Annotated in this window: 22 protein-coding genes; 6 read left to right on the plus strand and 16 right to left on the minus strand. The window is 66.1% G+C overall.

Going from position 1 to position 21,093, the window contains the following annotated elements:
* Positions 1-33 precede the first annotated feature (33 nt).
* The 5 genes from phhA to RIA72_RS11750 are packed head-to-tail and all read right to left on the minus strand — an operon-like array spanning position 34 to position 3,682.
* Entirely contained in the window at positions 34-903 is an 870-nt protein-coding gene (phhA, locus tag RIA72_RS11730) for a phenylalanine 4-monooxygenase (protein WP_350032237.1), read from the minus strand.
* Between the two features lie 39 nt (positions 904-942).
* A complete protein-coding gene (locus tag RIA72_RS11735; protein WP_350032238.1) occupies positions 943-1,563 on the minus strand; it encodes a molybdenum ABC transporter ATP-binding protein in 621 nt (206 codons plus the stop codon).
* On the minus strand, positions 1,553-2,248 hold the full coding sequence (modB, locus tag RIA72_RS11740) for a molybdate ABC transporter permease subunit (protein ID WP_350032239.1): 696 nt from the start codon (positions 2,246-2,248) through the stop codon (positions 1,553-1,555). The genes RIA72_RS11735 and modB overlap by 11 nt, the downstream gene beginning before the upstream one ends.
* On the minus strand, positions 2,248-3,012 hold the full coding sequence (gene modA, locus RIA72_RS11745) for a molybdate ABC transporter substrate-binding protein (protein WP_350032240.1): 765 nt from the start codon (positions 3,010-3,012) through the stop codon (positions 2,248-2,250). The genes modB and modA overlap by 1 nt, the downstream gene beginning before the upstream one ends.
* Before the next feature lie 19 nt (positions 3,013-3,031).
* The gene (locus RIA72_RS11750; RefSeq protein ID WP_350032241.1) at positions 3,032-3,682 is read right to left on the minus strand and encodes a Crp/Fnr family transcriptional regulator; all 651 of its coding nucleotides are present in this window, start codon (positions 3,680-3,682) and stop codon (positions 3,032-3,034) included.
* A 68-nt stretch (positions 3,683-3,750) separates the two neighbouring features.
* Here RIA72_RS11750 and RIA72_RS11755 point away from each other — a divergent pair, with 68 nt between their 5' ends.
* Positions 3,751-4,632: a sterol desaturase family protein gene (locus RIA72_RS11755; RefSeq protein ID WP_350032242.1), complete on the plus strand. Its 882-nt coding sequence runs from the start codon at positions 3,751-3,753 to the stop codon at positions 4,630-4,632.
* 140 nt (positions 4,633-4,772) lie between these two features.
* Here RIA72_RS11755 and RIA72_RS11760 read toward each other — a convergent pair whose 3' ends face one another.
* The 10 genes from RIA72_RS11760 to RIA72_RS11805 all read right to left on the minus strand — a co-directional run bounded on the left by RIA72_RS11760 (position 4,773) and on the right by RIA72_RS11805 (position 15,141).
* A complete protein-coding gene (locus tag RIA72_RS11760; RefSeq protein WP_350032243.1) occupies positions 4,773-6,773 on the minus strand; it encodes a TonB-dependent receptor family protein in 2,001 nt (666 codons plus the stop codon).
* Positions 6,774-6,911: 138 nt separating this feature from the next.
* Positions 6,912-7,304, minus strand: a complete 393-nt coding sequence (locus RIA72_RS11765; RefSeq protein WP_350032244.1) for a DUF2946 family protein — start codon at positions 7,302-7,304, stop codon at positions 6,912-6,914.
* Between the two features lie 147 nt (positions 7,305-7,451).
* Positions 7,452-9,548 carry an NAD-dependent DNA ligase LigA gene (ligA, locus tag RIA72_RS11770; protein ID WP_502957964.1) on the minus strand — a complete coding sequence of 699 codons (2,097 nt, stop codon included), beginning with the start codon at positions 9,546-9,548 and terminating at the stop codon, positions 7,452-7,454.
* Positions 9,549-9,595: 47 nt separating this feature from the next.
* Positions 9,596-9,994 carry an endonuclease domain-containing protein gene (locus tag RIA72_RS11775; protein WP_350032246.1) on the minus strand — a complete coding sequence of 133 codons (399 nt, stop codon included), beginning with the start codon at positions 9,992-9,994 and terminating at the stop codon, positions 9,596-9,598.
* Positions 9,995-10,035: 41 nt separating this feature from the next.
* Positions 10,036-10,422 (minus strand): putative quinol monooxygenase, encoded by a 387-nt coding sequence (locus RIA72_RS11780; RefSeq protein WP_502957952.1) that lies wholly within the window; start codon positions 10,420-10,422, stop codon positions 10,036-10,038.
* On the minus strand, positions 10,419-11,117 hold the full coding sequence (locus RIA72_RS11785; protein ID WP_350032247.1) for a GNAT family N-acetyltransferase: 699 nt from the start codon (positions 11,115-11,117) through the stop codon (positions 10,419-10,421). Before RIA72_RS11785 ends, RIA72_RS11780 begins: the two co-directional genes overlap by 4 nt.
* Positions 11,110-11,766 (minus strand): hypothetical protein, encoded by a 657-nt coding sequence (locus tag RIA72_RS11790; protein ID WP_350032248.1) that lies wholly within the window; start codon positions 11,764-11,766, stop codon positions 11,110-11,112. The genes RIA72_RS11785 and RIA72_RS11790 overlap by 8 nt, the downstream gene beginning before the upstream one ends.
* Positions 11,766-13,433, minus strand: a complete 1,668-nt coding sequence (gene recN / locus RIA72_RS11795; RefSeq protein WP_350032249.1) for a DNA repair protein RecN — start codon at positions 13,431-13,433, stop codon at positions 11,766-11,768. The genes RIA72_RS11790 and recN overlap by 1 nt, the downstream gene beginning before the upstream one ends.
* A 149-nt stretch (positions 13,434-13,582) precedes the next feature.
* Positions 13,583-14,377: an outer membrane protein assembly factor BamD gene (locus tag RIA72_RS11800; protein WP_350032250.1), complete on the minus strand. Its 795-nt coding sequence runs from the start codon at positions 14,375-14,377 to the stop codon at positions 13,583-13,585.
* 71 nt (positions 14,378-14,448) lie between these two features.
* Positions 14,449-15,141 carry a peptidylprolyl isomerase gene (locus tag RIA72_RS11805; RefSeq protein ID WP_350032251.1) on the minus strand — a complete coding sequence of 231 codons (693 nt, stop codon included), beginning with the start codon at positions 15,139-15,141 and terminating at the stop codon, positions 14,449-14,451.
* A gap of 130 nt (positions 15,142-15,271) precedes the next feature.
* On the opposite strand from RIA72_RS11805, the gene RIA72_RS11810 reads away from it, so the two are divergent.
* Genes RIA72_RS11810 through RIA72_RS11820 form a run of 3 tightly spaced genes read left to right on the plus strand, consistent with a single transcriptional unit; the run spans position 15,272 to position 16,923 of the window.
* Positions 15,272-15,958, plus strand: a complete 687-nt coding sequence (locus tag RIA72_RS11810; RefSeq protein WP_350032252.1) for a hypothetical protein — start codon at positions 15,272-15,274, stop codon at positions 15,956-15,958.
* Positions 15,959-16,006: 48 nt separating this feature from the next.
* A complete protein-coding gene (locus RIA72_RS11815) occupies positions 16,007-16,387 on the plus strand; it encodes an ArsR/SmtB family transcription factor (protein WP_350032253.1) in 381 nt (126 codons plus the stop codon).
* Between the two features lie 2 nt (positions 16,388-16,389).
* On the plus strand, positions 16,390-16,923 hold the full coding sequence (locus tag RIA72_RS11820) for an SRPBCC family protein (RefSeq protein WP_350032254.1): 534 nt from the start codon (positions 16,390-16,392) through the stop codon (positions 16,921-16,923).
* A 63-nt stretch (positions 16,924-16,986) separates the two neighbouring features.
* Here the strand turns inward: RIA72_RS11820 and RIA72_RS11825 are convergent, their stop codons facing one another.
* On the minus strand, positions 16,987-20,058 hold the full coding sequence (locus RIA72_RS11825) for a TonB-dependent receptor domain-containing protein (RefSeq protein ID WP_350032255.1): 3,072 nt from the start codon (positions 20,056-20,058) through the stop codon (positions 16,987-16,989).
* A gap of 157 nt (positions 20,059-20,215) precedes the next feature.
* Here RIA72_RS11825 and RIA72_RS11830 point away from each other — a divergent pair, with 157 nt between their 5' ends.
* Positions 20,216-20,545, plus strand: coding sequence for a phosphoribosyl-ATP diphosphatase (locus RIA72_RS11830; RefSeq protein ID WP_350032256.1), 330 nt, complete (start codon positions 20,216-20,218; stop codon positions 20,543-20,545).
* 136 nt (positions 20,546-20,681) lie between these two features.
* Positions 20,682-21,059, plus strand: coding sequence for a histidine triad nucleotide-binding protein (locus tag RIA72_RS11835; RefSeq protein ID WP_350032257.1), 378 nt, complete (start codon positions 20,682-20,684; stop codon positions 21,057-21,059).
* The last annotated feature ends 34 nt before the right edge of the window (positions 21,060-21,093 follow it).

A 21,093-nucleotide genomic window follows, 5' to 3' on the forward strand; every position in this document is an offset into this window, starting at 1 on the left:
CCCTCCCGCAAGCGGGACGGACGGCAAAGGTGGTCATGCTTTCGCCGCCGCATATTCCTGCGTTCCGCGCGTAATCACGGCGTCCTCCGGCAATATGTCGGCGATCGGGATCGGCGGCAGCGCCGCATTGGCGGCATAAAGCGGTGCGAAATCGGTGTTGACCGTCGTGTCGAGCAACTGCTCTAGGCTGTCGATGACGAAATAATTCTGCTGGAAATCGTCGATCCGGTAATCGGTACGCATCACACGGGCGAGGTCGAAGCCGATGCGGTTGGGGCTGTCGCTATCGAGCGCGAAAACGCTCTCGGCAAAGGACGACACGATGCCCGCGCCATAGATGCGAAGCCCCCCCGCCTCGCGGATCAGGCCAAATTCGACCGTATACCAGTAAAGCCGCGCGAGCTGTTTCAGCGCGTCGAATTTGAGGCTGCGGAGGCCCCCTTCGCCATAGGCGACCATATAATCGGCGAACACGGGGTCGGCGAGCATCGGGACATGGCCGAAAACGTCGTGGAAAACGTCGGGTTCCTGCAGATAGTCGAGCTGATCGGGGGTGCGAATGAAATTGCCCGCGGGAAAGCGCCGGTTCGCGAGATGGTCGAAGAAGACATCGTCGGGGACGAGCCCGGGCACCGCGACGACCTGCCACCCCGTTGCCGCCATCAGCCGCGCGTTGAGCTCATCATAATCGGGAATGCCCGGCTTTTCGAGCCGCAAGACGTCGATCCCGCGCAGAAAAGCCTCCGACGCGCGGCCGGGCAGCATCTCCGACTGGCGCGCAAAAAGGCGGTCCCACATCGCATGTTCGGCGGAGGTGAAGGCATCCCAATTTTGCGGAATCGTCCAGTCGGCCGCGGCGCCCGGCGGCGGCGTATCGTGGACATGGGTAAACTGGCTTTCCATGGGACCGCTTCTATCATAAATATGGTTTCAAGTGAAACTTCATTCGCCGATTGCGACAAGCTGCGTCGCCAGCCGCTCGACCTCCGCGCGGTCGTGGCTGACATAAAGGATCGGAAGCCGGAGTTCGTCGCGGATGCGTTCGATCACCGCCATGATGTCGGCGCGGCGCGCGACATCGAGCGACGAGAGCGGTTCGTCCATCAGCAGGATTTCGGGTCCACTCAGCAAGGCGCGCCCGATCGCGACGCGCTGTGCCTCGCCGCCCGACAGGCTGTGTGGCCAGCGGTCGAGCAGCGACGCGATGCCAAGAAAGGCCACTGCTTCGTCCAGCGTCATCCAGCGGTTCACAGGCGGCGCAAGATCGTGGCCGTAAAGGAGGTTGGCGCGCACGCGCTTGTGCGGGAATAATCGGCCGTCCTGAAAGACATAGCCGACGCGACGCGCCTCGGGCGGCAGGTCGACGCCGTCGCCGAACAATGTCCGGTCGCCGATGCGGATATGGCCGCGATCGGGCCGGAGCAGCCCCGCAACCATCGCGAGTATGCTCGTCTTGCCCGCGCCCGACGGGCCGAAGAGTGCAGTCAGCCCCGGACCCGCGGTGAAGCGCGCGGCGACAGTGCGATCGCCGCGCCGCTTTTCGACGTCGATGTCAATCGCCATGGCGCAGGCTTTCGCGGTGGCTGCGGCGCACGAGCCATTCGGAGAGAATGAGCGCGCCGAGCGAGAGGGCGACCGAGAGCAGCGCGAGCCGCGTCACCATCGTCTCGCCGCCCGGCACCTGCAACGCCGAATAGATTGCGAGCGGCAGGGTGCGCGTTTCGCCGGGGATGTTCGAGACGAAGGTGATTGTCGCCCCGAACTCGCCGATCGAGCGAGCGAAGCCCAGCACCAGCGCGGCGAGAATGCCAGGTAGCGCGAGCGGCAGGCTGACCGTCCGAAAGGCGTGCCAGCGCCCCGCGCCCAACGTCCGCGCCGCGCCCTCGAGCCGCCGGTCGACCCCCTCGATCGACAGCCGCATCGCACGCACCATCAGCGGCAGCGCCATGATCGCGGCCGCGAGTGCGGCGCCCGTCCAGCGGAACATCAAGGTCACGCCGAACCAGCTTTCGAGCCAGCGGCCGACCGGGCCGAACGGGCTGAAGGTGATCAGCAGCAACCAGCCGGTGACGACCGGCGGGACAACGAGCGGCAGATGGACGAGCCCGTCGAGAACCACGCGCCCCGGAAAGCGATACCGCGCGAGCACCCAGGCGAGGCCGAAGGCAAGGGGAAGCGTCGCGAGCACCGCGACGCCGCCGACCTTCAGCGACAGCGCGACGATCCCCCATTCTTCGGATGACAGCATCAGGGGGCCCCGAAGCCGTGACGGGCGAAGATGGCGCGCGCCTGCTTCGAGAACAGGAAGGCGCGGAAACCCGCGGCATCGCTGTGCCGCGACACCTTCAGTTGCGCGATCGGGTAACGGATCGGCGGATGGGACGAGGCGGGAAAGGTGGCGACGACGCGCACGGCCTTCGACGCGCGCGCATCGGTGGCATAGACGACGCCAAGCGGCGCTGCGCCGCGTTCGACGAGCGCCAGCGCGGCGCGGACATTTTCGGCGGGCGCGATTCTGGCCGCGACGCCCGGCCACACGCCAAGCCGGATGAGCGCCACCTTCGCATATTTGCCCGCGGGGACTGCGTCGGGATCGGCGAGCGCGAGGCGCCCGGAGCCGAGCGCCCTGGCGAGCGGGAAATCCCGTGTCGGGGTGAGGCGGATCTTGCTCGCCGCCGGGGCAATGAGCACGAGCCGGTTGCCGAGCAATGTCGCGCGCGTACCCGCGCGCAGCAACCCGGCCTTGGCAACCGCATCCATCCACGGCTCGTCGGCCGAGAGGAAGAGGTCGGCGGGAGCGCCGGCCATCACCTGCCGCGCGAGGGCCGACGAGGCGGCGAAGGAGAGGGTCGGTCGGGCGTGGCCCTTCGCGGCCCAGGCATCGGCGGCTTCGGTCAGCGATTCCTGCAAACTCGCCGCCGCGAGCACCACGGGGCCGCGTTCCCGCGCCGCGGCGGCTGATACCGGCGACAGCGCGAAGAGCAGAGCAAACAGGGTCAGGATGCGGGCCATCGGCAAAGCTATAGCGCCCTCACCCACCCGGCGATAGCGGCGCGCACAGTCGAATGCGCCCATAGCCGCGGGTGATGACGCCGCGCGTTTCCAATTCGCGGAGCGCGGCGCCGAGCGTGACCCGCGACACGCCAAGCAGGTCGGCGAGCTGCTGCTGCGTCGCGGCGACCGTGCAGCCGTCGGGAGCGTCGGCGGCCATCGCCGCAAGCAGGCGCAACAACCGCTCGGCGGTGGGGAGCCGCCGCTCGGCATCGATGATGTCGAGCGACACCGCGAGCTGGCGCCCGAGGCTGCGCAGCAGCAGTTCGGCCCAGCCGACATCCTCCTGCATCAACCGGCGCAGCAACGCCCGGTCGATCGCGATCAGGCGCGCAGGACCGCTGGCGATCGCATCGACCTGCCGCTCCATGCCGGTGAAAAAGGCAAGTTCGCCGAAAATGTCGCCAGGACCGAGCACCGCAAAGGCGGTGAAGGCGCCGTCCTCGGCATAGCGGCCGACGAGGACATGCCCCTCCACCACCGCCCAGAAACTGTTACCCGGATCGCCCTGATGCTGGACGAACTGGCCGTCGGCGAACAGGCGCGGCGGACGCACCGCGAGCAGGCGGTCCCGCTCGGCATCGGCAAGGCGTGTGCGCTCGGCAAGCGCCAATTGATAACTTCTTTGCATTTATACTGCCGCTTTTGCGGCACGATGCGCCCAAAGACAAGCGGCAAGGCCGCAATGGGAGAATGGCGATGCACCTAACCTCGGCCCAATCGAGTGCGATCGTTGCGGCAATCTTTCTTGGCTTCTGCCTGATCGAGCTTGTCCGCACGCGCCTGTTTGCGAAGGACGAACAGTCGCGTAACGACGGAATCGTCGAAATCGTCAGCACCTTCATGCTGCTGATCGTCACCCAGCCGACGATCCTGCTGGCTGTCGGCGCGCTCGGTCGCCGTTTCTTTCCCGAATATGAAGGCGCGCTCGCGAATGCGCCTTTCCTCGCCGCGCTCGCGCTGTTCCTCGTTTTCGAGGATATGATGCAATATTGGTGGCACCGCGCGAGCCACAGCTTCGCCTGGCTCTACAACCTCCACCGCGCGCACCACAATGCCCGCTATATGAGCGTGCGGCTCGTCTATCGGAACAACATCATCTATTATGCGATGATGCCCAGCATCTGGTTCGCGGGCCTCCTCGTCTACCTCGGCCTCGGCTGGTTCTATGCCGGCTATCTGATCGTCAAGATGGCGGTGATCATCGGCGCGCACAGCGACGTCGCGTGGGATGCGCCGCTTTATCGCATCAAGGCGCTGTCGCCGATCATGTGGGTGGTCGAACGCACGATCAGCACGCCCGCGACGCACCACGCGCACCACGGCCGTCACGCCGACGACCCGGCGGTGAACTACAAGGGCAATTTCGGGAATCTGCTCTTCTTCTGGGACGTGCTGTTCGGTACCGCCAAGATCACGCGCCGTTACCCGCAAAGCTATGGCGTCGAAAATCTGCCGCCCGCGACGCTCGGTCAACAACTGCTGTGGCCGATCTTCCCCGAAAACAAGAATATGGACGCGGTCATCCCTGGCGCTACCCCTGCCACCGGGCCCGATCCGCGTCCCCTCGCCGCGCGGTAGTCCTTTCGACCTCGCAGGCGCGCGGCCCGGCATCTTGGGAGAGGGATTGCCGGGCCGCTTTGCTTCAGCCTGGTACGTAAGCGGCTCCCAGCCAGCGTGCGAAGCACGATCCGCACCCCCCCTCCACGTAGCCGAGGCCCCTAGAAGCGCGCGCGGATGCCGGCGGAAACCGCGCGGCGCTCGGCGGGGTAATAGATCGCCGACATGTCGGTGACGGTGATCGCCGCGCTGATGTCGCCGATCGCCTTTTTGCCCGTGATGTTGCGGACATCGACAAAGGCGTCGATGCCGTCGGCGATCGTCGCGCCGCCGGTCACGCCGATCAGCGCATAGCCGGGTGTCGAGACGCGATTGTGGTAGTCGGCGAAGGGCCCGTCGGGCATCCATTCCAGATTGGGCGCGATGTGCAGCGCATCGGACCCGATGCGCAGCTCGGCGCGATAGACGTGGCGCGGCACGACCGGCAGGCGGTTATCGCCATAGTCGGCGTCGGCGCGAAAGCGGAAGCTGCTGTAGGTATAGACCTGCCGCAGCCGCAGCCAGTCGGTCGCATCGAATTGCAACGCCGCCTCAATGCCCTCGTGCCGCGTGCGCCCGGCGTTGAAGGTTGACGCCGGAATCGTGGGGCCGATGTCGAATTGCAGCAATTCGCCCTTGATGTCGCTGCGATAGAGGCTGAGATCCCAGCTCACGGCCCCCGCACGCCCGCGCGTGCCGACTTCTGCGGTCCACGCGCGCTGCGGATCGAGCGGGACGAAATTCGCAATCTGCGCCAGCTCGTTGAAGCCTGGAAATTCGACCGAGCGACTGTAGTTCGCGTAAAATTGCATCCCTGCGGCAGGCTCGAACAACAGCCCGATCTTGGGCGAAAAGGCGTCGAAGTCGGCGCGCGCGATCGTGCCGTCCTGCACCGGGGCGGCGCTGTTGCGGTTGATGCGCTGTTTGCGCTTTCCGTCGGCATAGATGCCGCCCGCAATCAACGACAGCGTATCGACCGGCTTCACGCGCACTTCACCGTACAATGTCGCGGCGCGCGCATCGAGGTCGGCGTCGAACGTCAACGCCCCGCGCCTCCCCGCCAGATTGACGAAGCGTCTGGATTTGATGTCGCCGACGCGCAGCTCGCCGCCCAGTGTCGCCTCGATCCTGTCGCCCGCATAGTCGAAGCGGAAATAGCCGCCGCGGTCGACGCCATCCTGGTCGATGACCTGAAAAATCGGGTGATAGAGCGTCTTTGCGTTCAGGAAAGCGCCGACGTCGAGCGTGACCGCGCCCCAGTCGAAGCGCGTTCGGTTCTGCAGGCGCAGCGAATCGATGTCGCGCGCATGATCGCCCGCCACGCTATTCGGATTGGCCATGCGCGGTGTGCTGAGCGCCTGCGTTCGCGTCAGCGCCCCCGGTATCTCCTGATTGATATTGTTGAAGCTGACATAGACGCGGCTCGACACGACATCGCCGAACTGCATCCCGGCATTGCCGTGGAAACGAAAGCTCCGCCGCTTCACATGGTCGCGGTCGCCGTCGGACGTATCGGCGCTCACCGCGCCCCACGCATCGACGCGGTCCCCGGCCACGCCCGCCGACACCAGCCCGCGAAAACTGTCGAAGCTGCCTGCGTCGCCGCGCAGATAGAGGCCGTCGGCCGTGCGCCCCGTAGGGGTTACGCCATTAATTGCGCCGCCGAGCGTTCCCGATCCGAAACGCAGCGCGTTCGATCCGCGATAAACCTCGAGATGGTCGAAGAAGATCGGCTCAAGCTCCTGGAAATCACCATTGTCGTCGGCAAGATTGATCGGCACGCCGTCCTGCAGCAGCGTCAGCCCGCGCATGTGGAAACCGCGCGATAGTCCCGATCCGCGGATCGAAATGCGCACCTCCTGCCCGTAGCGCGGCTGTAGGTAGACGCCGGGGGAAAAGGCGAGCGTGTCGCGCAGGGACATGATCGACTTGTCGGCATAATCCTGATGGCTGACGACGTCGGCGCCGCCTGCTGTCCTCGCCACGCGCGCTTCGGCTTCGTTGGTGAGCTCGGGGGCAGTGACGATGATGGTCGAATCGGCGTCTTCGGCTTGCGCGGGCATGGCGGCGATAGCGGCGGCGAGCGCCAGCAGGGGCGCCGCGCGATAGGCGAATTTTGTCATTGAAATTTCTTCCCTGGATACAGGCATGGGGCCGCGCGGTCGCGCGACAGCTCAAACTGTCATCCCGGCGAAGGCCGGGATCTTCACGGTGCGTCAGGACGCAAGGTCAAGACCCCGGCCTTCGCCGGGGTGACGGTTTTATGCCGGGGAAGGTGGTCCGGTGCTCGGCGGAAGCGGCGAGGCGATGCCCGGCGCAAAGCCGAGCGAAGGCGAAGCCACCGGTGCGACCCCGGTAGCCAGCGGAGCGGCAGCGAGCACGGGCAGAGGGGGGACGATCGGCGCGTTAGCGAGCGCGCCCCACGGGCAATGTCCTTGCACCTCGCCCGCATCGTGGCTCCCGGCCTTTTCGATCGGGATCGTCATCGTCCCGCCGGGATTGGCGGGGTCCGAACAGATGCGTACGGTGATCGAACCGCCGGCATCGCTCTCGATCATCCAGCCCGGCGCAACAAGTATTCGCGCCGCAAGCGCCAGCATCAGCGGCGCGAGCAGCAAAAAGCCGGGACGGCGAAAGGCGGCGAGAATGCCCACGCGCCGCGCCTTAGGGTGCGGCCGGACGGCTGGCAAGCGGGCAAAATGACCCAGGTTCCGCTTCGCACGTCAAGGATGGCTCCTTCCCGCAGTACGTCCGTGGCGAGCGGGGCCGCGGCCCGATTGCCTATCGATGCAGGGCGACATTCACCCCGCCGCTTCGACAATCTTCGCCCACTCCGCTTCGTCGATCACCTTGATCCCGAGCGCTGCCGCCTGCTTGAGCTTCGATCCCGCCCCCGGCCCCGCGACCACCAGGTCGGTCTTGGCGCTCACCGATCCCGCAGCCTTGGCGCCCAGCGCTTCGGCCTGCGCCTTCGCTTCGTCGCGGCTCATCGTTTCCAGCTTGCCGGTGAACACGACCGTCATCCCCGACACCTCGCTGTCACGCGTTTCGACCACGTACGGAGGCGGCGACACTTCGGAGAGCAGATCGTCCCACAGCGCACGGTTGTGCGGTTCGTGGAAGAAATCACCCAGCGCTTCGGCGACCGCCGGGCCGATGCCGTCGGCGCGCACGTCGAGGATCGCCCTGATCGCCTCCATCCGGCGCGCGAGATATTTGCCGTCCGACTCATCTTCGCCCTGCGGATTGGCATCAAGCCAGCCGCGAATGCCCGCGGCGGCTTCGGGAAGCCGCGCAATGTCGCCAAGCCCTTTCAGGAGGTCGCGCGCGGTCACTGCGCCGATGTGACGAATGCCGAGCCCGAAGAGCAGGCGCGCGGCATCGGGCGACCGCTTTGCCTCGATCGCGGCGAGAAGATTGTCGACCGACTTTTCTTTCCACCCCTCGCGCGCGAGCAGCTCGCCCCGATGAGTCTTGAGCCGGAAGATATCGGCCGGCCCCTTGTCGAGCCAACCGAGGTCCAGAAACTCCGCGATGCTCTTTTCGCCCAGCCCTTCGATGTCGAGCGCACCGCGGCTGACGAAATGGCGGAGGCGCTCGAATTTCTGGGCGTTGCAGATGAGGCCGCCGGTACAGCGCACGTCGACCTCGCCCTCCTCGGCGACCGCCTCGCTGCCGCATACCGGGCAATGGTCGGGGAAATGATAGGGCGCGCGATCTTCGTCGCGGGTCAGATTCTCGACGACTTGCGGGATCACGTCGCCCGCGCGCTGGATGACGACGCGGTCGCCGGGGCGCACGCCCAGCCGCCCGATCTCGTCGCGGTTGTGGAGCGTGACGTTCGACACAACCACCCCGCCGACGGTGACGGGGGTGAGCCGCCCGACAGGGGTGAGCTTGCCGGTGCGGCCGACCTGGATGTCGATCGCTTCCAATGTCGTCTGCGCGCGTTCGGCGGGGAATTTATGCGCGACAGCCCATCTTGGAGCCTTGGCGACGAAACCCAGCCTCTGCTGCCAGTCGAGGCGATCGACCTTATAGACGACGCCGTCGATGTCATAGGGCAGATCGGCGCGTTCGGCCTCGATCGTCCGATAGTGCGCGAGCACGGCCTCGACGCTGTCGAAGCGTCGGAGGAAGGGCGACACCGCGACGCCCCAGCCGGCAATCGCCTGCATCACGCCGAATTGCGTGTCGGCGGGCAGCGCGCTCACCTCGCCCCAGCCATGCGCGAGGAAGCGCAGCGGGCGCGAGGCGGTGACGCTCGCATCCTTCTGGCGCAGCGATCCCGCGGCCGCGTTGCGCGGGTTCGCGAACTGGCGCGCCTTGTCGCGATCGTCGGCCTCGGCGAGCAGCCGCGCGTTGAGTGCGGCGAAGTCGGCTTTTGCCATATAAACCTCGCCGCGCACCTCGAAGATGTCGGGGACCGCGCCGGTCAACTCCTGCGGAATGTCGGCGATGGCGCGAACATTGGCGGTGACATCCTCCCCCACGCTGCCGTCGCCGCGCGTCGCAGCCTGTACCAGCCGCCCCTGTTCGTAGCGCAGCGAACAGGACAGGCCATCGATCTTGTCCTCGGCGGTGAGCGCGACCGCCTCGCTTGCGTCGAGATTGAGGAACCGGCGGACGCGCGCCGCAAATTCCGCCACGTCCTCGGCGCTGAACGCATTGTCGAGGCTCATCATCCGCTGCGCGTGGGTGATTTTCGCGAGCGGAGAGGTCTCCACCGCCGCCCCCACCAACCTGTTCGGACTGTCGGCGCGGACCAGATGCGGAAAAGCGCTTTCGATGGCATTGTTGCGGCGGACGAGCGCATCATAGTCGGCGTCCGAAATCTCCGGCGCGTCCTCGGCGTGATAGCGCTTGTTATGATAGGCAATCTGCCGCGCGAGCCGCATCAGCTCGTTGGCGGCGTCGGCCTCGGTCAGCGATTCAATCTCGGTCGTCAAAGCCCCTCCCCTTCAGGGGAGGGGTTGGGGTGGGGCCATCGGTCAACGCAGCCTTCGAGTTTTACGCGCAGATATTCCAGCACCCCGTCCATATTTGTCAGCACATCCTCATTCGTCACGCGAACCACCGCAATGCCTTGATTCAGCAAAATCTTGTCCCTTTTAGCATCTACGTCTGCGATGTGGGTATCGCCGTCTATCTCCACCGTCAGATTTTTCTGCGGGCAGAAGAAATCGGCGATGTACGGACCGACGATCGCTTGGCGGCGGAATTTATGGCCGCCCAATTTGGCACCCGAAAGATGGCGCCACAGCCGCTTCTCTGCTTCGGTTGGTTGACGGCGCATTTTGTGTGCATAGCTAAGCAGAGTTTCGTTGCGTTTGGTACGACTCATACCCCCACCCCAACCCCTCCCCTGAAGGGGAGGGGCTTGATTCATCGCATCGGCCTGAACTCGGCGCGAGTGCCTAATCCGGCGATCAGCGGACGGGCCTTTTTGATTGCAGCTTGCACCGCGGGCAATTGCAACGACGCAGCGTGCGAAGCCTGGGTGTCCCACAGCTCGACGATCCAGATCGCGTCGGCGTTCGCGCTATCCTCGCCGATCAGATAGCCCATATTGCCCGGCATCTCATCCGTTCCTTCGGCCAGAATCGCGGCCAGCGCCGTCCGCTCGCCGGGCCGGGCGATCATCTGGCCGATCAGCCCATATTCGGGAATAACCTCTTCCATCACCGCCTCCAGAGCCACAACTTTACGACCCGGCAGAACCATCGCCGCCATTGCCAGCATCGCCGTCAGATGCGCGCGCCGGTCGATCATCGTGCAATCACCAGCACATACACCTGTCGCCGGACGCGAAAGCCCAGCGTTTCATACAGGCCGATCGCACCCGCATTATCGGCATAGCTGTGCAGGAAAGGCGTCTCGCCGCGCGTCACCATCGCGCGCATGACATGACCGATCAGCGCGCGCGCCAGCCCGCGACCGCGGCAATCGGCCCAGGTCGCAACCCCGCTGACCTCGGCCATGCCGGGCATCAGCATCCTTTGTCCCGCCATCGCGAGCAGGCGGCCCTCGTCGCGGACGCCAAAAAAGGGGCCGTAGCGGTGCGTCGCCGGGCCCCACGGCCCCGGCCTGGCATGATCGGCGAGCGCCGCCATTTCAGGGGCGTCGGCATCGGTCAGCAGCGCGATGGGCGGTTCGTCACCGCGCGGCTGCGGCGGCGCGCCGCCATCGGCGACCATCTGCGCCAGCACCGCGCGCTTCACCTCGCGCACGCCTGGCGGCACCGGCCAGGGCTCGCCCTCGACGATCCAGAGCTCGCCATCGGCGGGAACCAGCGCGGCAAGCGCCGCCTGCGCCTCGGCGCCAGTGTCGGCCGCCACGCCGAACACGCCATAGCCGCGGTCGATCCGGAACGCAGCCGGGCCGCCCTCGGCCAGATCGGCCTGCCGCCCGGTGAGCATCGACCAAATCGGGCGGTCGAGGGGGTGGGTCGCCGGGGCATCAGCCATGTTCCATCGCCAGTGCTTCGGTCGGCAGAATGCGCACACCCTCGAACGCATGGTCGGCGTAGGGGCCATCGGGATCGACCCAATGCAGGAACAGGTGCGCCGACCAGCGGTTGGGGTTGGGCTGCATCCGTCCGTGCAGCCGGTGAACGCCTTGGTAGAGGACGGCATCGCCAGGCAGCATTGGCACCGACCCATAAGCCTCGTCGCCGAAATCGGGATCGGCGCGTTGGCGGGGGCTTTCAATGTGCCGCGATCCGACTTCGAGCGGCCACGGCTTGCCGTCACTTGCCGCGAGCAGGAGCGACAAGCTGTGTTCGCAGGCGTAGCGGTCCGAATGAATGCGGCAGACGTCGCCTTGGCGATACATACGAAAATAGCAGTAGGTCGGCCGGAGGGCGTGCCCAACGAGCGCGCTGATTGCCGGAGTCATGCCCCAGAGGAAGGTCGAGAGCGGCATATATTGCATGCCGTAAATCTCGATCGCTTCGGTCGCCAGCAAATCATGCTTGCGTTTCAGTTGCTCGAACGGAACCCCGCCGCTGACAAGGTCGGTCTTGAGCGCGGTGAGCAGCGCGTGAGTCACCTCGGTCGAAATAAAGCCAGGGAGGCCCAGATAACCATCCCGCCGATAGTGTTGCGCCCGATCCATCATATCGTCTCCAACAACCGCTCGGCCTGCGCCCGCGCTTCGTCGGTGACTTCGGTTCCCGACAACATCCGTGCAATCTCCTCGCGGCGGCCGGCGTCGTCGAGCGCGCGGACGCTGGTGCGCGTCACCGTTCCCTGGCTCGATTTGGCGATGATGAAATGGGCAGCACCTTTCGCGGCGACTTGCGGGCTGTGCGTCACCGCGAGCAACTGCTTGCCCGCACCCGCCAGGCGCGCCAGCCGTTCGCCGATCGCGCTCGCGACGGCCCCGCCGACGCCGCGGTCGATTTCGTCGAAGATGATCGTTTCGGCGCCGCCCTCTTCGGCGAGCGCAACCTTGAGCGCGAGGATGAACCGCGACAGTTCGCCGCCCGATGCAATCTTGGCAAGCGGCGCGAACGGCGCGCCGGGGTTGGTCGAAATCAGAAATTCGACGCGATCGATACCCTCCGGCCCCCAGCGCTCGGCGGGAAGCCGTTCGATCAGCGTCCGGAATCGCGCAGCGTCGAGTTTGAGAGGGACGAGTTCGCCCGCCACCGCCGCGTCGAGCCGCGCCGCAGCCTTTGCGCGCTGATCGGACAATAAGGTCGCGGCATGCGTATAGGCCGCCGCGGTTTCGGCGACCGCCGCTTCGAGCTTCGCCAGCCCGGCGCTGCCGCCCTCGATCGCGTCGAGCCGCGCCGCCAGATCGCCCGCCAGATCGGCCAGTTCGTCGGGCTGGCACCCGTGTTTGCGCGCCATCGCGCGCAATTCGAACAGCCGCGTTTCGGTCGCTTCCAGCCGCTCGGGATCATATTCCATCGTGCGTGCCGCTTCATTGAGCTTGGTTTCGGCCTCGTCGGCTTCGATGATCGCACGGTCGAGCGCCGCGAGAGCCTCGGCGAGCAGGGGATGATCACCCGCGAACCGGTCGAGCCGCCGCGCCGCGCCGCGCAGCAGCGCCGGCCCACCCGCGCTGCCGTCAAACGCGTCCATGATCGCGGCGAGCTCCCCCGCGAGCCGCTCGCCCTTCTGCATCGCCGCGCGTGCCTCGGCGAGTTCGGCTTCCTCGCCTGCCTGGGGAGCCAGCGCCTGCAATTCGGCGACGCAATGCTCCAGCCACTCGCGGTCGCGCTCCGCTTCCGAAATCGCGGCCTGCGCGGCGGCAAGCCTTGCCTCGGCGGCGCGCCACGCCGCATGGGCGGCGGCGACCGCACCGCTGTCGGCGCGCGCATAGGCGTCGAGCAGCGCGCGGTGTCCCGCGGGCGCGAGCAGTCCGCGGTCGTCGTGCTGGCCATGGATTTCGACCAGATGCCCGCCGACCTCACGCAGCAGCGCCGCCGAACAGGGCTGGTCGTTCAAAAAGGCGCGGCTGCCGCCGTCGGCCTTCAAGGTGCGGCGGACAAGCAAGGGTTCGCCCGGCTCGACCTCGACCTCATTCTCGGCGAGCAAGGCTGCAAGCGCGCTGTTCGCTGCGGGCGCGGCGAAGCTCGCCGTCACCTGCGCCTTGTCGGCGCCCTGCCGCACCAGTGCGCTGTCGGCGCGCGCACCCAGCGCCAACCCCAGCGCGTCGAGCAGGATCGACTTACCCGCGCCCGTCTCGCCCGTCAGCACGCCCAGCCCGGCCTCGAAATCGAGGTCGAGCCGTTCGATCAGCACGACATTGGCGATGGACAATGCGGTCAGCACGCGCCGTCCTTACCGCAGAACAAAGACGGAATCTATTTGGTAGTGCAGCACGTCGCCCCTGCGAAGGCAGGGGCCGCAGTCGGCCTTGCCCTTCATCGCTGCATAAACCCTCCAGCGGCCCCCGCCTTCGCGGGGGCGACGTCCGGGCATCACGCGCTCGGCGCGTGCCGCTGCATCAGCTTATAGGCGCGCTGATACCATTCGTTGCCGGGATAGTTCGCGCCGAGCACCGCGGCGGATTTCTTCGCTTCTTCCGGAATGCCGAGCGCGAGGTAGGATTCGGTCAGGCGATAGAGCGCCTCGGGCGCGTGGCTGGTCGTCTGATATTTGTCGACCACCTCGCGGAAACGGATCGATGCCGCGAGCCAGTTCGAGCTGCGCTGATAAAAGCGGCCGATTTCCATCTCCTTGCCCGCAAGATGATCCTGCACCAGGTCGATCTTCAGCCGCGCGTCGGCGGCATAGCGGCTGTCGGGATAGCGGCGGACGATCTCGCCCAGCGCGGCCTGCGCCTGCTGCGTGATTCGCTGGTCGCGCGTGACGTCGCTGATCTGCTCATAATAGCTGAGCGCGATCAGATAATAGGCATAGGGCGCATCCTTGTTGCCCGGATGGATCGCCAGGAACCGCTGCGCCGCCTCGATCGCCGGCGTATATTCGCGGTCCATATAATAGCTGAAAGAGCTCATCAGCTGCGCGCGGCGTGCCCAGGGCGAATAGGGGTGCTGGCGCTCGACCTCGTCGAACAAGGCGGCGGCGATACCATATTGGCGGCGGTCGAGCCGGTCCTGCGCGGCGCGGTACAGCGTGTTCACGTCGCGCGCGACATAGCGCGTGTCCTGCTTGACCCCGCCACCCCCGGCGCAGGCCGCCAGCATGGGCGTCATCAGGAATGCGGCGGCGAGCAGGCGCGTCGTGGCGCGGATCGAGGAACGCTGAGTCATGCGCGCGGTATAGCCACAGCGCGGATGAACGCAAAATAAATGATGGACGCCAGGGCGCAACTTCCGATGCGTCACCCCGCCTTGACGACGCAGCCCGCTTCGGCGCCCGCCGGCGCGGGCACGCGGCGCGCCGTCTGGATCGTCACGTGCGGGTCGAGGATCTGTCCGACCATCACCCCTTCGCCCGCGGTCGGGGAGATAGGCGCATTGAAAATCGCCGCCGCGACATCGGCCCCCGCGACGATTTCGCCGAACACGGCAAAACCCGCTCCGTCGCCGCCGGGCGCATCGGCGTCAAAGCCCTTGATGTCGGACAGCAACAGGAAAAAATCGGTCGTCGCATCGCCCGGGTTGAGCCGCGCCATCGACAGCGCGCCCTTGCAATTGGTGAGGCCGGTCGCGGTCGTGGGTTCGTGCGCGATCGGCGGGAAATTCTTGCCCGCATCGCCGCGATTGCCCGCCTGGATCAGCTGGCTCGCGGGACCCCAGCTTTTGGTCGAGCGATAGAATTTGAACCCGTCCATCCGTTTCGTATCGACATAGCGGAGGAAATTGGCCGCCGTGATTGGCGCGCGCTTGTCCTCGATCCGCACGGTGATGGTTCCCAGGTCGGTCTTGAGCGCGACATGGGGCCGCGTGTCGACCTCGACCGCCGGGGGCACGGGCGCGGGTATGGCGGGGACGGGGGGCGGCAATTGCGTCGCCTGCGGCGGCGCGGCGGGCGACTGGACGGCGGCGAGCAGGGCGGTGACGAGGTTCAGCATGGCGCCCACCATAGCCGCAACCGCCGCGCCGATGCGAGTGCTTTCCCATCCGATGGCTGCGGGCGAAGCTGTCCGGTTGGAAAAACACGCCGACCACGCTAGGCCCTGCACGGTCAGGAGAGCCCCGTCGATGTCCGATCCGTCCGATCACGACACCCCCACCCCATCCGCGCCATCCGCCTCCTCGCCATCGGCGGTCGGATCGCACCTGCTGCGCTATCTGCCTTTCATCACGATCGCGCATTTCCTGATCGGCCTGCCCGCGCTCATCGCTTCGCTCGCCCTCGCCTATTTCGCCTTTGTTCAGGCCGACGCGACGCAAAAGATGCAGACCGGCGGCGTGATGCCCTTCGTCACTTTCGGGACCAGCAACGGCGACGAGCAGGGCAATCAGGATATTGCGCTGTCGCTGACGAACAATGGCGTCGGACCGGCCATCCTCGGCCCCATCGAAATCCGTTATGAAGGGAAGCCGATCGCCACCCCGCTCGACCTGCTGGAAAAATGCTGCACGGATCGAGAACCGCGTGGGCTGCGCTTCTCCACTTCGCCCTCGACCGGGATCGCGGTGCGGCCCGGCGAAACGGTCGAATTTATCAGCTTTCCGCGCACGCCCACGACCGAGACGGTTTGGCAAGCGCTCAACAAGGAGCGATGGAAGCTCAAGGTTCGCGCCTGTTATTGCTCGATTTACAACGACTGCTGGGTCACCGAGGGGATGCAGGGGCTGCCCCGACCGGTGAACAAATGTCCGGCCGACTGGACGCTCTATCGGGAAAACGCCGGAAACCGGATCGCCGGGGTCGACGAACAATAATTCAACCAAATGGTTGACAATTAAAAGACGAGCGCCATATTCAACCCCATGGTTGAACATGATTCGCATACGCTCGACACCGTTTTTCACGCGCTAGGCGACGCGACGCGGCGCGCGATGCTTCGCGAACTTGCCGACGGCGAGCGCAGCGTCGGCGAACTCGCCGAACCCTTCGCCATGTCGCTGGCGGCGGCGTCCAAACATATCAAGGTGCTTGAAAAGGCCGGACTCGTCCGCCGCGACGTTCGCGGACGCACGCATATGTGCAGCCTCGACCCCGTGCCGCTGATGCGCGCCGACCAGTGGATCGCGATCTACCGCCGCTTCTGGACCGACCGCCTCGACCTGCTCGAAAATATCCTGCGCGCCGACGACGCGGCAACGCCGCCGCCTCCGAAAGCCCCCCTCCCCCGAAACAAAGGAGAATGACGATGACGACGATGCTTGACGAAGACCGCTACGGCCTGCTCACCGAACCCGCGACGCTGACGATCGCGCGCCTGCTGCCGGGCCCCGTCGAGCGCGTCTGGGCCTATCTGACCGACGAGGATTTGCGCCGCCAGTGGCTCGCCGCGGGCGCCATGGAGGAAAAGGTCGGCGCACCGGTCGAACTCGTGTGGCGCAACGACGAACTCACCGATCCGCCGGGCATCCGCCCCGACGGTTTCGGCGACGAACACCGGATGCTGTGCGAGGTTACGGCGATCGACCCGCCGCGCCTCTTGTCGATCAGCTGGGGCAGCACCGGCGGCGTGACCTTCATGCTGGAGGAGCGGGGCGCCGACGTCCTGCTCACCATCGTGCACAAGCGGATCGAGGACCGCGATATATTGCTGAATGTCAGCGCGGGGTGGCACGCGCATCTCGACGTGCTCGAAGCGCGCGTGCGCGAGACACCGGCGGCGCCGCACTGGGACAATTGGGTGCAGCTGCGCGAAGCCTATGCCGAACGGCTGTTCGGCTGACCGGCGACGCCAGCACGGGAAAGGGGCTGCGCGAGCGGCCCCTTTTTTGCGTCACGCGCCGCGTCAGATCGTGCCGCGAACACCCAGGAAGAATCGCCGCCCCAGATAATCATATTGCGTCCCGAATGCCGGCGCCTGCCCGATCACCGGCGGCGTTGCGGTAACGACGGTCGAAACGCGCGGCGGCGGCGTGTCGAACAGATTGGCGACGCCCAGCGTGATGCGGAAGCGGTCGGCGACGTCGCGGCTCAGCGACAGCGCGTGATAAAAGGTCGCGGGCACGCTGACATCGGGGCAGAAACGCCCGCCGGGGCGGAAGGCAGAGCTGCGGCACGGGTCGCCGCCCTGCGCGCGGAGCAGATCCTCCTTGTTCGATGCCGCGCCGGTGACGTCGAGCCCGTAAAAGAGCGTCCAGCTGCCCTTCCTCCAGCCAAGATTGAAATCGCCGACCCATTTCGGATTGCCGATCTTGCCATTGTCGTCGATCTCGGTGCCGGGGAAGAGCGCGACCTTGTCCTCCACCTGCCAGGTCATCTGCGCGCGGAAGGCCAGCGAGCCGAGGTTGCCGAGCTCCTGATCGAGCGCGAGCGACAGGTCCACGCCGCGACCCTGCTGGCGGCTGATGTTGACATAGCGGTCGGTGACACTCGCGACGCTTTGCGCGTTCGGCCCCGCGGCGACGCGCGTGAACAGTCCGCACAGCGGTTCGTCGGCAGCGTCGGAATCATAGCATCCGCGCAGGATGTTGCCCGCGCCGAGCAGGGTGATCTCTTGCCTAACCTTGATGTCGAAATAATCGACCGCGAGGCGCGCCTTCATCCCGCCCCACAGCGCGCCCGACAGATCGGGGGTCAGGATGACCGACACCGTCTTTGCGGTCGAGCTTTCGGGCTTGAGCCGCCCGATACCGCCGCCCGACACGATCGTCGCGGGCGCGATACCACCGGCGTAATCGGGCGCGATGCCGTCGGCGGCGCAATTGTCGAAGATGCGCTGGCTGATCGCCCCCATCGCCAGCCGCGCCGCGGTCTGGATGCACGGGTCGATCGCCTGCTGGCCAAGGAACCCGGTCTGATCCTGAAGGAACAGTTCGAACAGCGCGGGCGCGCGGAATGAGGTCCCCCAGGTGCCGCGCAGGCGCAGCCAGCCGGTCACGGCCCAGTCGGCGCCGACCTTCCACGTCGTATCGCTGAAATGATCCTCTACACCGTCGCGGCGCGTCGCCTCGACGTGGGTGTAGCGCGCCGCGCCCGACAGCGTCAGCCGTTCGATCATCGGCACGCCTTCGAGCAAGGGCACTTCGACTTCGCCAAAGACTTCCTTCGCGACGGTGCGGCCAGCGGTGATGCCCGAGGTGGTGAAATTGGCGACATTGCCCGTCAGCGTCGCTTCGCCCGGCGTGTCGTCGATTTCGTCGCGCCGGATATTCACGCCGACCGCGACACCGACCGGCCCCGCAGGCAGGTTCAGCAGCTTGCCCGTCAGCAACGCTTCGGCCGACGTCTGTTTGAACAAGGTCCGCCCCGTGTCGCGCCCCATCAGAAACGCGCGCTCGGCGGGGGTGAAGTCGCCGCGGAGGACGCGCGGGTCGGTGAAGTCGATGTCGATACACTCGGCGCCGCGGATCGCGGTCGTGGTGCCGGCGCACGATCGCGTGCGCAGCGTCTGCGATGCGATCGCATCCTGATAGATTACATCCTGCGTGTAACGGGCGTCCGATCGACTGTGCTGACCGTGAACATCCCATTTCCACGCTTGGCCGAAATCGCCGCGCAACCCGAAGACCCCGCGATAATAATCGACGTCGGCGCGGCTTTCCGACTTCACAAGCACGCGCGGCCGGAGGATCAGATTGCCGCCGAACTCGGCGTTGAACGGATCGCCAAGGTCGGCCGGGCTGCAGTTGAACTGCGTCGGATCGCACAGAAACTGCGGCAGGAAGGACGCGCCGGTGAACTGGTCGATCTCGATCCGCTGGAACCCGTTGTTGTGCGACTTGCGGTTGCTGAACAGGAACTCGCCATAGGCGACGATGCCGCCCGTCACCTCATAGGCACCGTCGGCAAAGGCGCTCACGCGGCTGACGGCGGAAAACACGTCCGAATCCTGCTCGACCGGCTCGAACTGGTTGAGCGCGCCCGTCGAAGGGCCGTCGAAATTGACCCCGAAGAAGTCGGCCGGGCCGAACACGCCGATGGGGTTATAGGCGTTGATCGGGATGCCGACGCCCGCAAACTCGGCGCCATATTGGCCGGCAAAGATCGCCTGCCCGTTCGGCGCGATGAGGCCGGGGCCAAAGGTCGGAAATCCGTTCTGATCGACCCCCGAAAAATCGCCGAAGACGATCGCATTGCCCAAGGTGCTGCTGCACGCCGGGGCACCGGTGCGGAAATCGATGATGTCGGCGCGGCTGCCGTCGGCCTCGCGCTTCAGATACTCTTCCGAACAGAAAAGGAAGCCGCGGTCGCGCCGCGTCAGATTCTGCTGGCGGAACAGGTCGACCGTCGCAAAGAAATGCCCGCGGTCGAACTTTTTGCCGAAACTCGCATCGACGCCATAGCTTTCGCCGCCGCCATGCTCGGTGATCGACGAGAAACCCCCGCCCTCGAACCCGTCGAGGTCATCGCGGGTCAAAATGTTGACCACGCCCGCAACCGCATCGGACCCATAGATCGACGAGGCGCCGGTTTTCAGAAGCTGGGCCTCCCGCACCACCGACAGCGGCAGCACGTTGAGGTCGAAGGGTGCGACCGATCCGCGAATGCCCGCGGGCCCCGCGCGGCGGCCGTTGATCAGCACGAGGGTGCGTTCAGCCCCCAGCCCGCGCAGCGACAGCGACTGCACATCATTGCCGCCGTTCGCGACAAAGCGGTTCGAAATCGCCGAGGTGATCTGGATCGACCCTTGCGCCGCGGGCGCCGATCGCAGCATGTCGGCGAGCTGGACTTGCCCCTGCAACTTCGCGGTATCGGGGTCGATGATCTGGATCGGGTCGGCGCTCGTAAATTCGCTCTTCGCGATACGCGACCCGGTGACGACGATCATGTCGCCATCCTCTTGTGCCATCGCCGGATTCGCCGTCAAAGCGAGCGCCGAAGCCGTTGCGGCCAAAACCACCTGGGAGCGGGTGCCCATCATTACCATCCTTGTCCGACTGAAATCGATATCGCCCCCCGGCGCGCCCGACCTTATGCCCAAGGCGTTTCAATATGGTTGACGGCGCAGTAATTTTTGGGCGGCGCTTGCCCACGCTGGCCGCGCGCGGTACCACGCCCGCGAAAGGATCGTCGTGATGAGCAAGGCAATGGGCGACACGCTGGGGCGACTTGAACAGGTCATCCACGACCGGATTGCCGCGGGCGAGGCCGAACTCTCCTATGTGGCGAGCCTCGCCGCGAAGGGGCGCGGCAAGATCGCGCAGAAACTCGGAGAAGAGGCAGTCGAGGCGGTGATCGCCGCGGTGAGCGAAGACGATCCCGAATTGATCGGCGAGGCGAGCGATCTCATCTTTCACCTGTCGATTCTGCTCGCCGAACGCGGCCTCACCTGGGACGCGATCGCCGCCGAACTCGACCGCCGCCACGGCACCTCGGGCCACGCCGAAAAAGCCAGCCGCGCGTGAGGGGTCTATCGACCAGAACCAGCCTGCCTTTGCATATTCGTCATCCCGGCGAAGGCCGGGATCTCACCCTGTCGCCAAGACCCACCGGCGAGATCCCGGCCTTCGCCGGGATGACGTAAGAAAGGAGGGAACAATCATGCCGATCGACGCCACCCTGCCCTATGACGACAGCAATATCTTCGCGCGCATCCTGCGCGGCGAGCTTCCGTCCAAGACCGTCTACGAGGACGAGTTTGCGCTCGCCTTTCACGACATCAATCCGCAGGCGCCGCTCCACATTCTCGTCATTCCCAAGGGCGCCTATGTCAGCTGGGACGATTTCTCCGAACGCGGCAGCGACGCCGAAATCGCCGGTTTCGTTCGCGCGGTGGGGCAGGTCGCGCGCGACGCGGGGCTCGTCGTCCCCGGCTATCGCCTGCTCGCCAATGTCGGCCCCGACAGCCATCAGGAGGTGCCGCACCTCCATGTCCATATCTTTGCGGGGCAAAAGCTCGGGCCGATGCTCGCACGCTGACCGCGCGCCGATCCCTTTTTCGCACGTCTGTGAT

Origin of the sequence: Sphingopyxis sp., assembly GCF_040216815.1 — a bacterium.
Lineage (GTDB): Bacteria > Pseudomonadota > Alphaproteobacteria > Sphingomonadales > Sphingomonadaceae > Sphingopyxis.

Bases quoted from the DNA above. Each gene is read 5' to 3' on its own strand.
- phhA (WP_350032237.1), bottom strand. From the start codon at position 903: ATGGAAAGCCAGTTTACCCATGTCCACGATACGCCGCCGCCGGGCGCC.
- RIA72_RS11735 (WP_350032238.1), bottom strand. From the start codon at position 1,563: ATGGCGATTGACATCGACGTCGAAAAGCGGCGCGGCGATCGCACTGTC.
- modB (WP_350032239.1), bottom strand. From the start codon at position 2,248: ATGCTGTCATCCGAAGAATGGGGGATCGTCGCGCTGTCGCTGAAGGTC.
- modA (WP_350032240.1), bottom strand. From the start codon at position 3,012: ATGGCCCGCATCCTGACCCTGTTTGCTCTGCTCTTCGCGCTGTCGCCG.
- RIA72_RS11750 (WP_350032241.1), bottom strand. From the start codon at position 3,682: ATGCAAAGAAGTTATCAATTGGCGCTTGCCGAGCGCACACGCCTTGCC.
- RIA72_RS11755 (WP_350032242.1), top strand. From the start codon at position 3,751: ATGCACCTAACCTCGGCCCAATCGAGTGCGATCGTTGCGGCAATCTTT.
- RIA72_RS11760 (WP_350032243.1), bottom strand. From the start codon at position 6,773: ATGACAAAATTCGCCTATCGCGCGGCGCCCCTGCTGGCGCTCGCCGCC.
- ligA (WP_502957964.1), bottom strand. From the start codon at position 9,548: ATGCGGCTCGCGCGGCAGATTGCCTATCATAACAAGCGCTATCACGCC.
- RIA72_RS11775 (WP_350032246.1), bottom strand. From the start codon at position 9,994: ATGAGTCGTACCAAACGCAACGAAACTCTGCTTAGCTATGCACACAAA.
- RIA72_RS11780 (WP_502957952.1), bottom strand. From the start codon at position 10,422: ATGATCGACCGGCGCGCGCATCTGACGGCGATGCTGGCAATGGCGGCG.
- RIA72_RS11785 (WP_350032247.1), bottom strand. From the start codon at position 11,117: ATGGCTGATGCCCCGGCGACCCACCCCCTCGACCGCCCGATTTGGTCG.
- RIA72_RS11790 (WP_350032248.1), bottom strand. From the start codon at position 11,766: ATGGATCGGGCGCAACACTATCGGCGGGATGGTTATCTGGGCCTCCCT.
- RIA72_RS11800 (WP_350032250.1), bottom strand. From the start codon at position 14,377: ATGACTCAGCGTTCCTCGATCCGCGCCACGACGCGCCTGCTCGCCGCC.
- RIA72_RS11805 (WP_350032251.1), bottom strand. From the start codon at position 15,141: ATGCTGAACCTCGTCACCGCCCTGCTCGCCGCCGTCCAGTCGCCCGCC.
- RIA72_RS11810 (WP_350032252.1), top strand. From the start codon at position 15,272: ATGTCCGATCCGTCCGATCACGACACCCCCACCCCATCCGCGCCATCC.
- RIA72_RS11815 (WP_350032253.1), top strand. From the start codon at position 16,007: ATGGTTGAACATGATTCGCATACGCTCGACACCGTTTTTCACGCGCTA.
- RIA72_RS11820 (WP_350032254.1), top strand. From the start codon at position 16,390: ATGACGACGATGCTTGACGAAGACCGCTACGGCCTGCTCACCGAACCC.
- RIA72_RS11825 (WP_350032255.1), bottom strand. From the start codon at position 20,058: ATGGGCACCCGCTCCCAGGTGGTTTTGGCCGCAACGGCTTCGGCGCTC.
- RIA72_RS11830 (WP_350032256.1), top strand. From the start codon at position 20,216: ATGAGCAAGGCAATGGGCGACACGCTGGGGCGACTTGAACAGGTCATC.
- RIA72_RS11835 (WP_350032257.1), top strand. From the start codon at position 20,682: ATGCCGATCGACGCCACCCTGCCCTATGACGACAGCAATATCTTCGCG.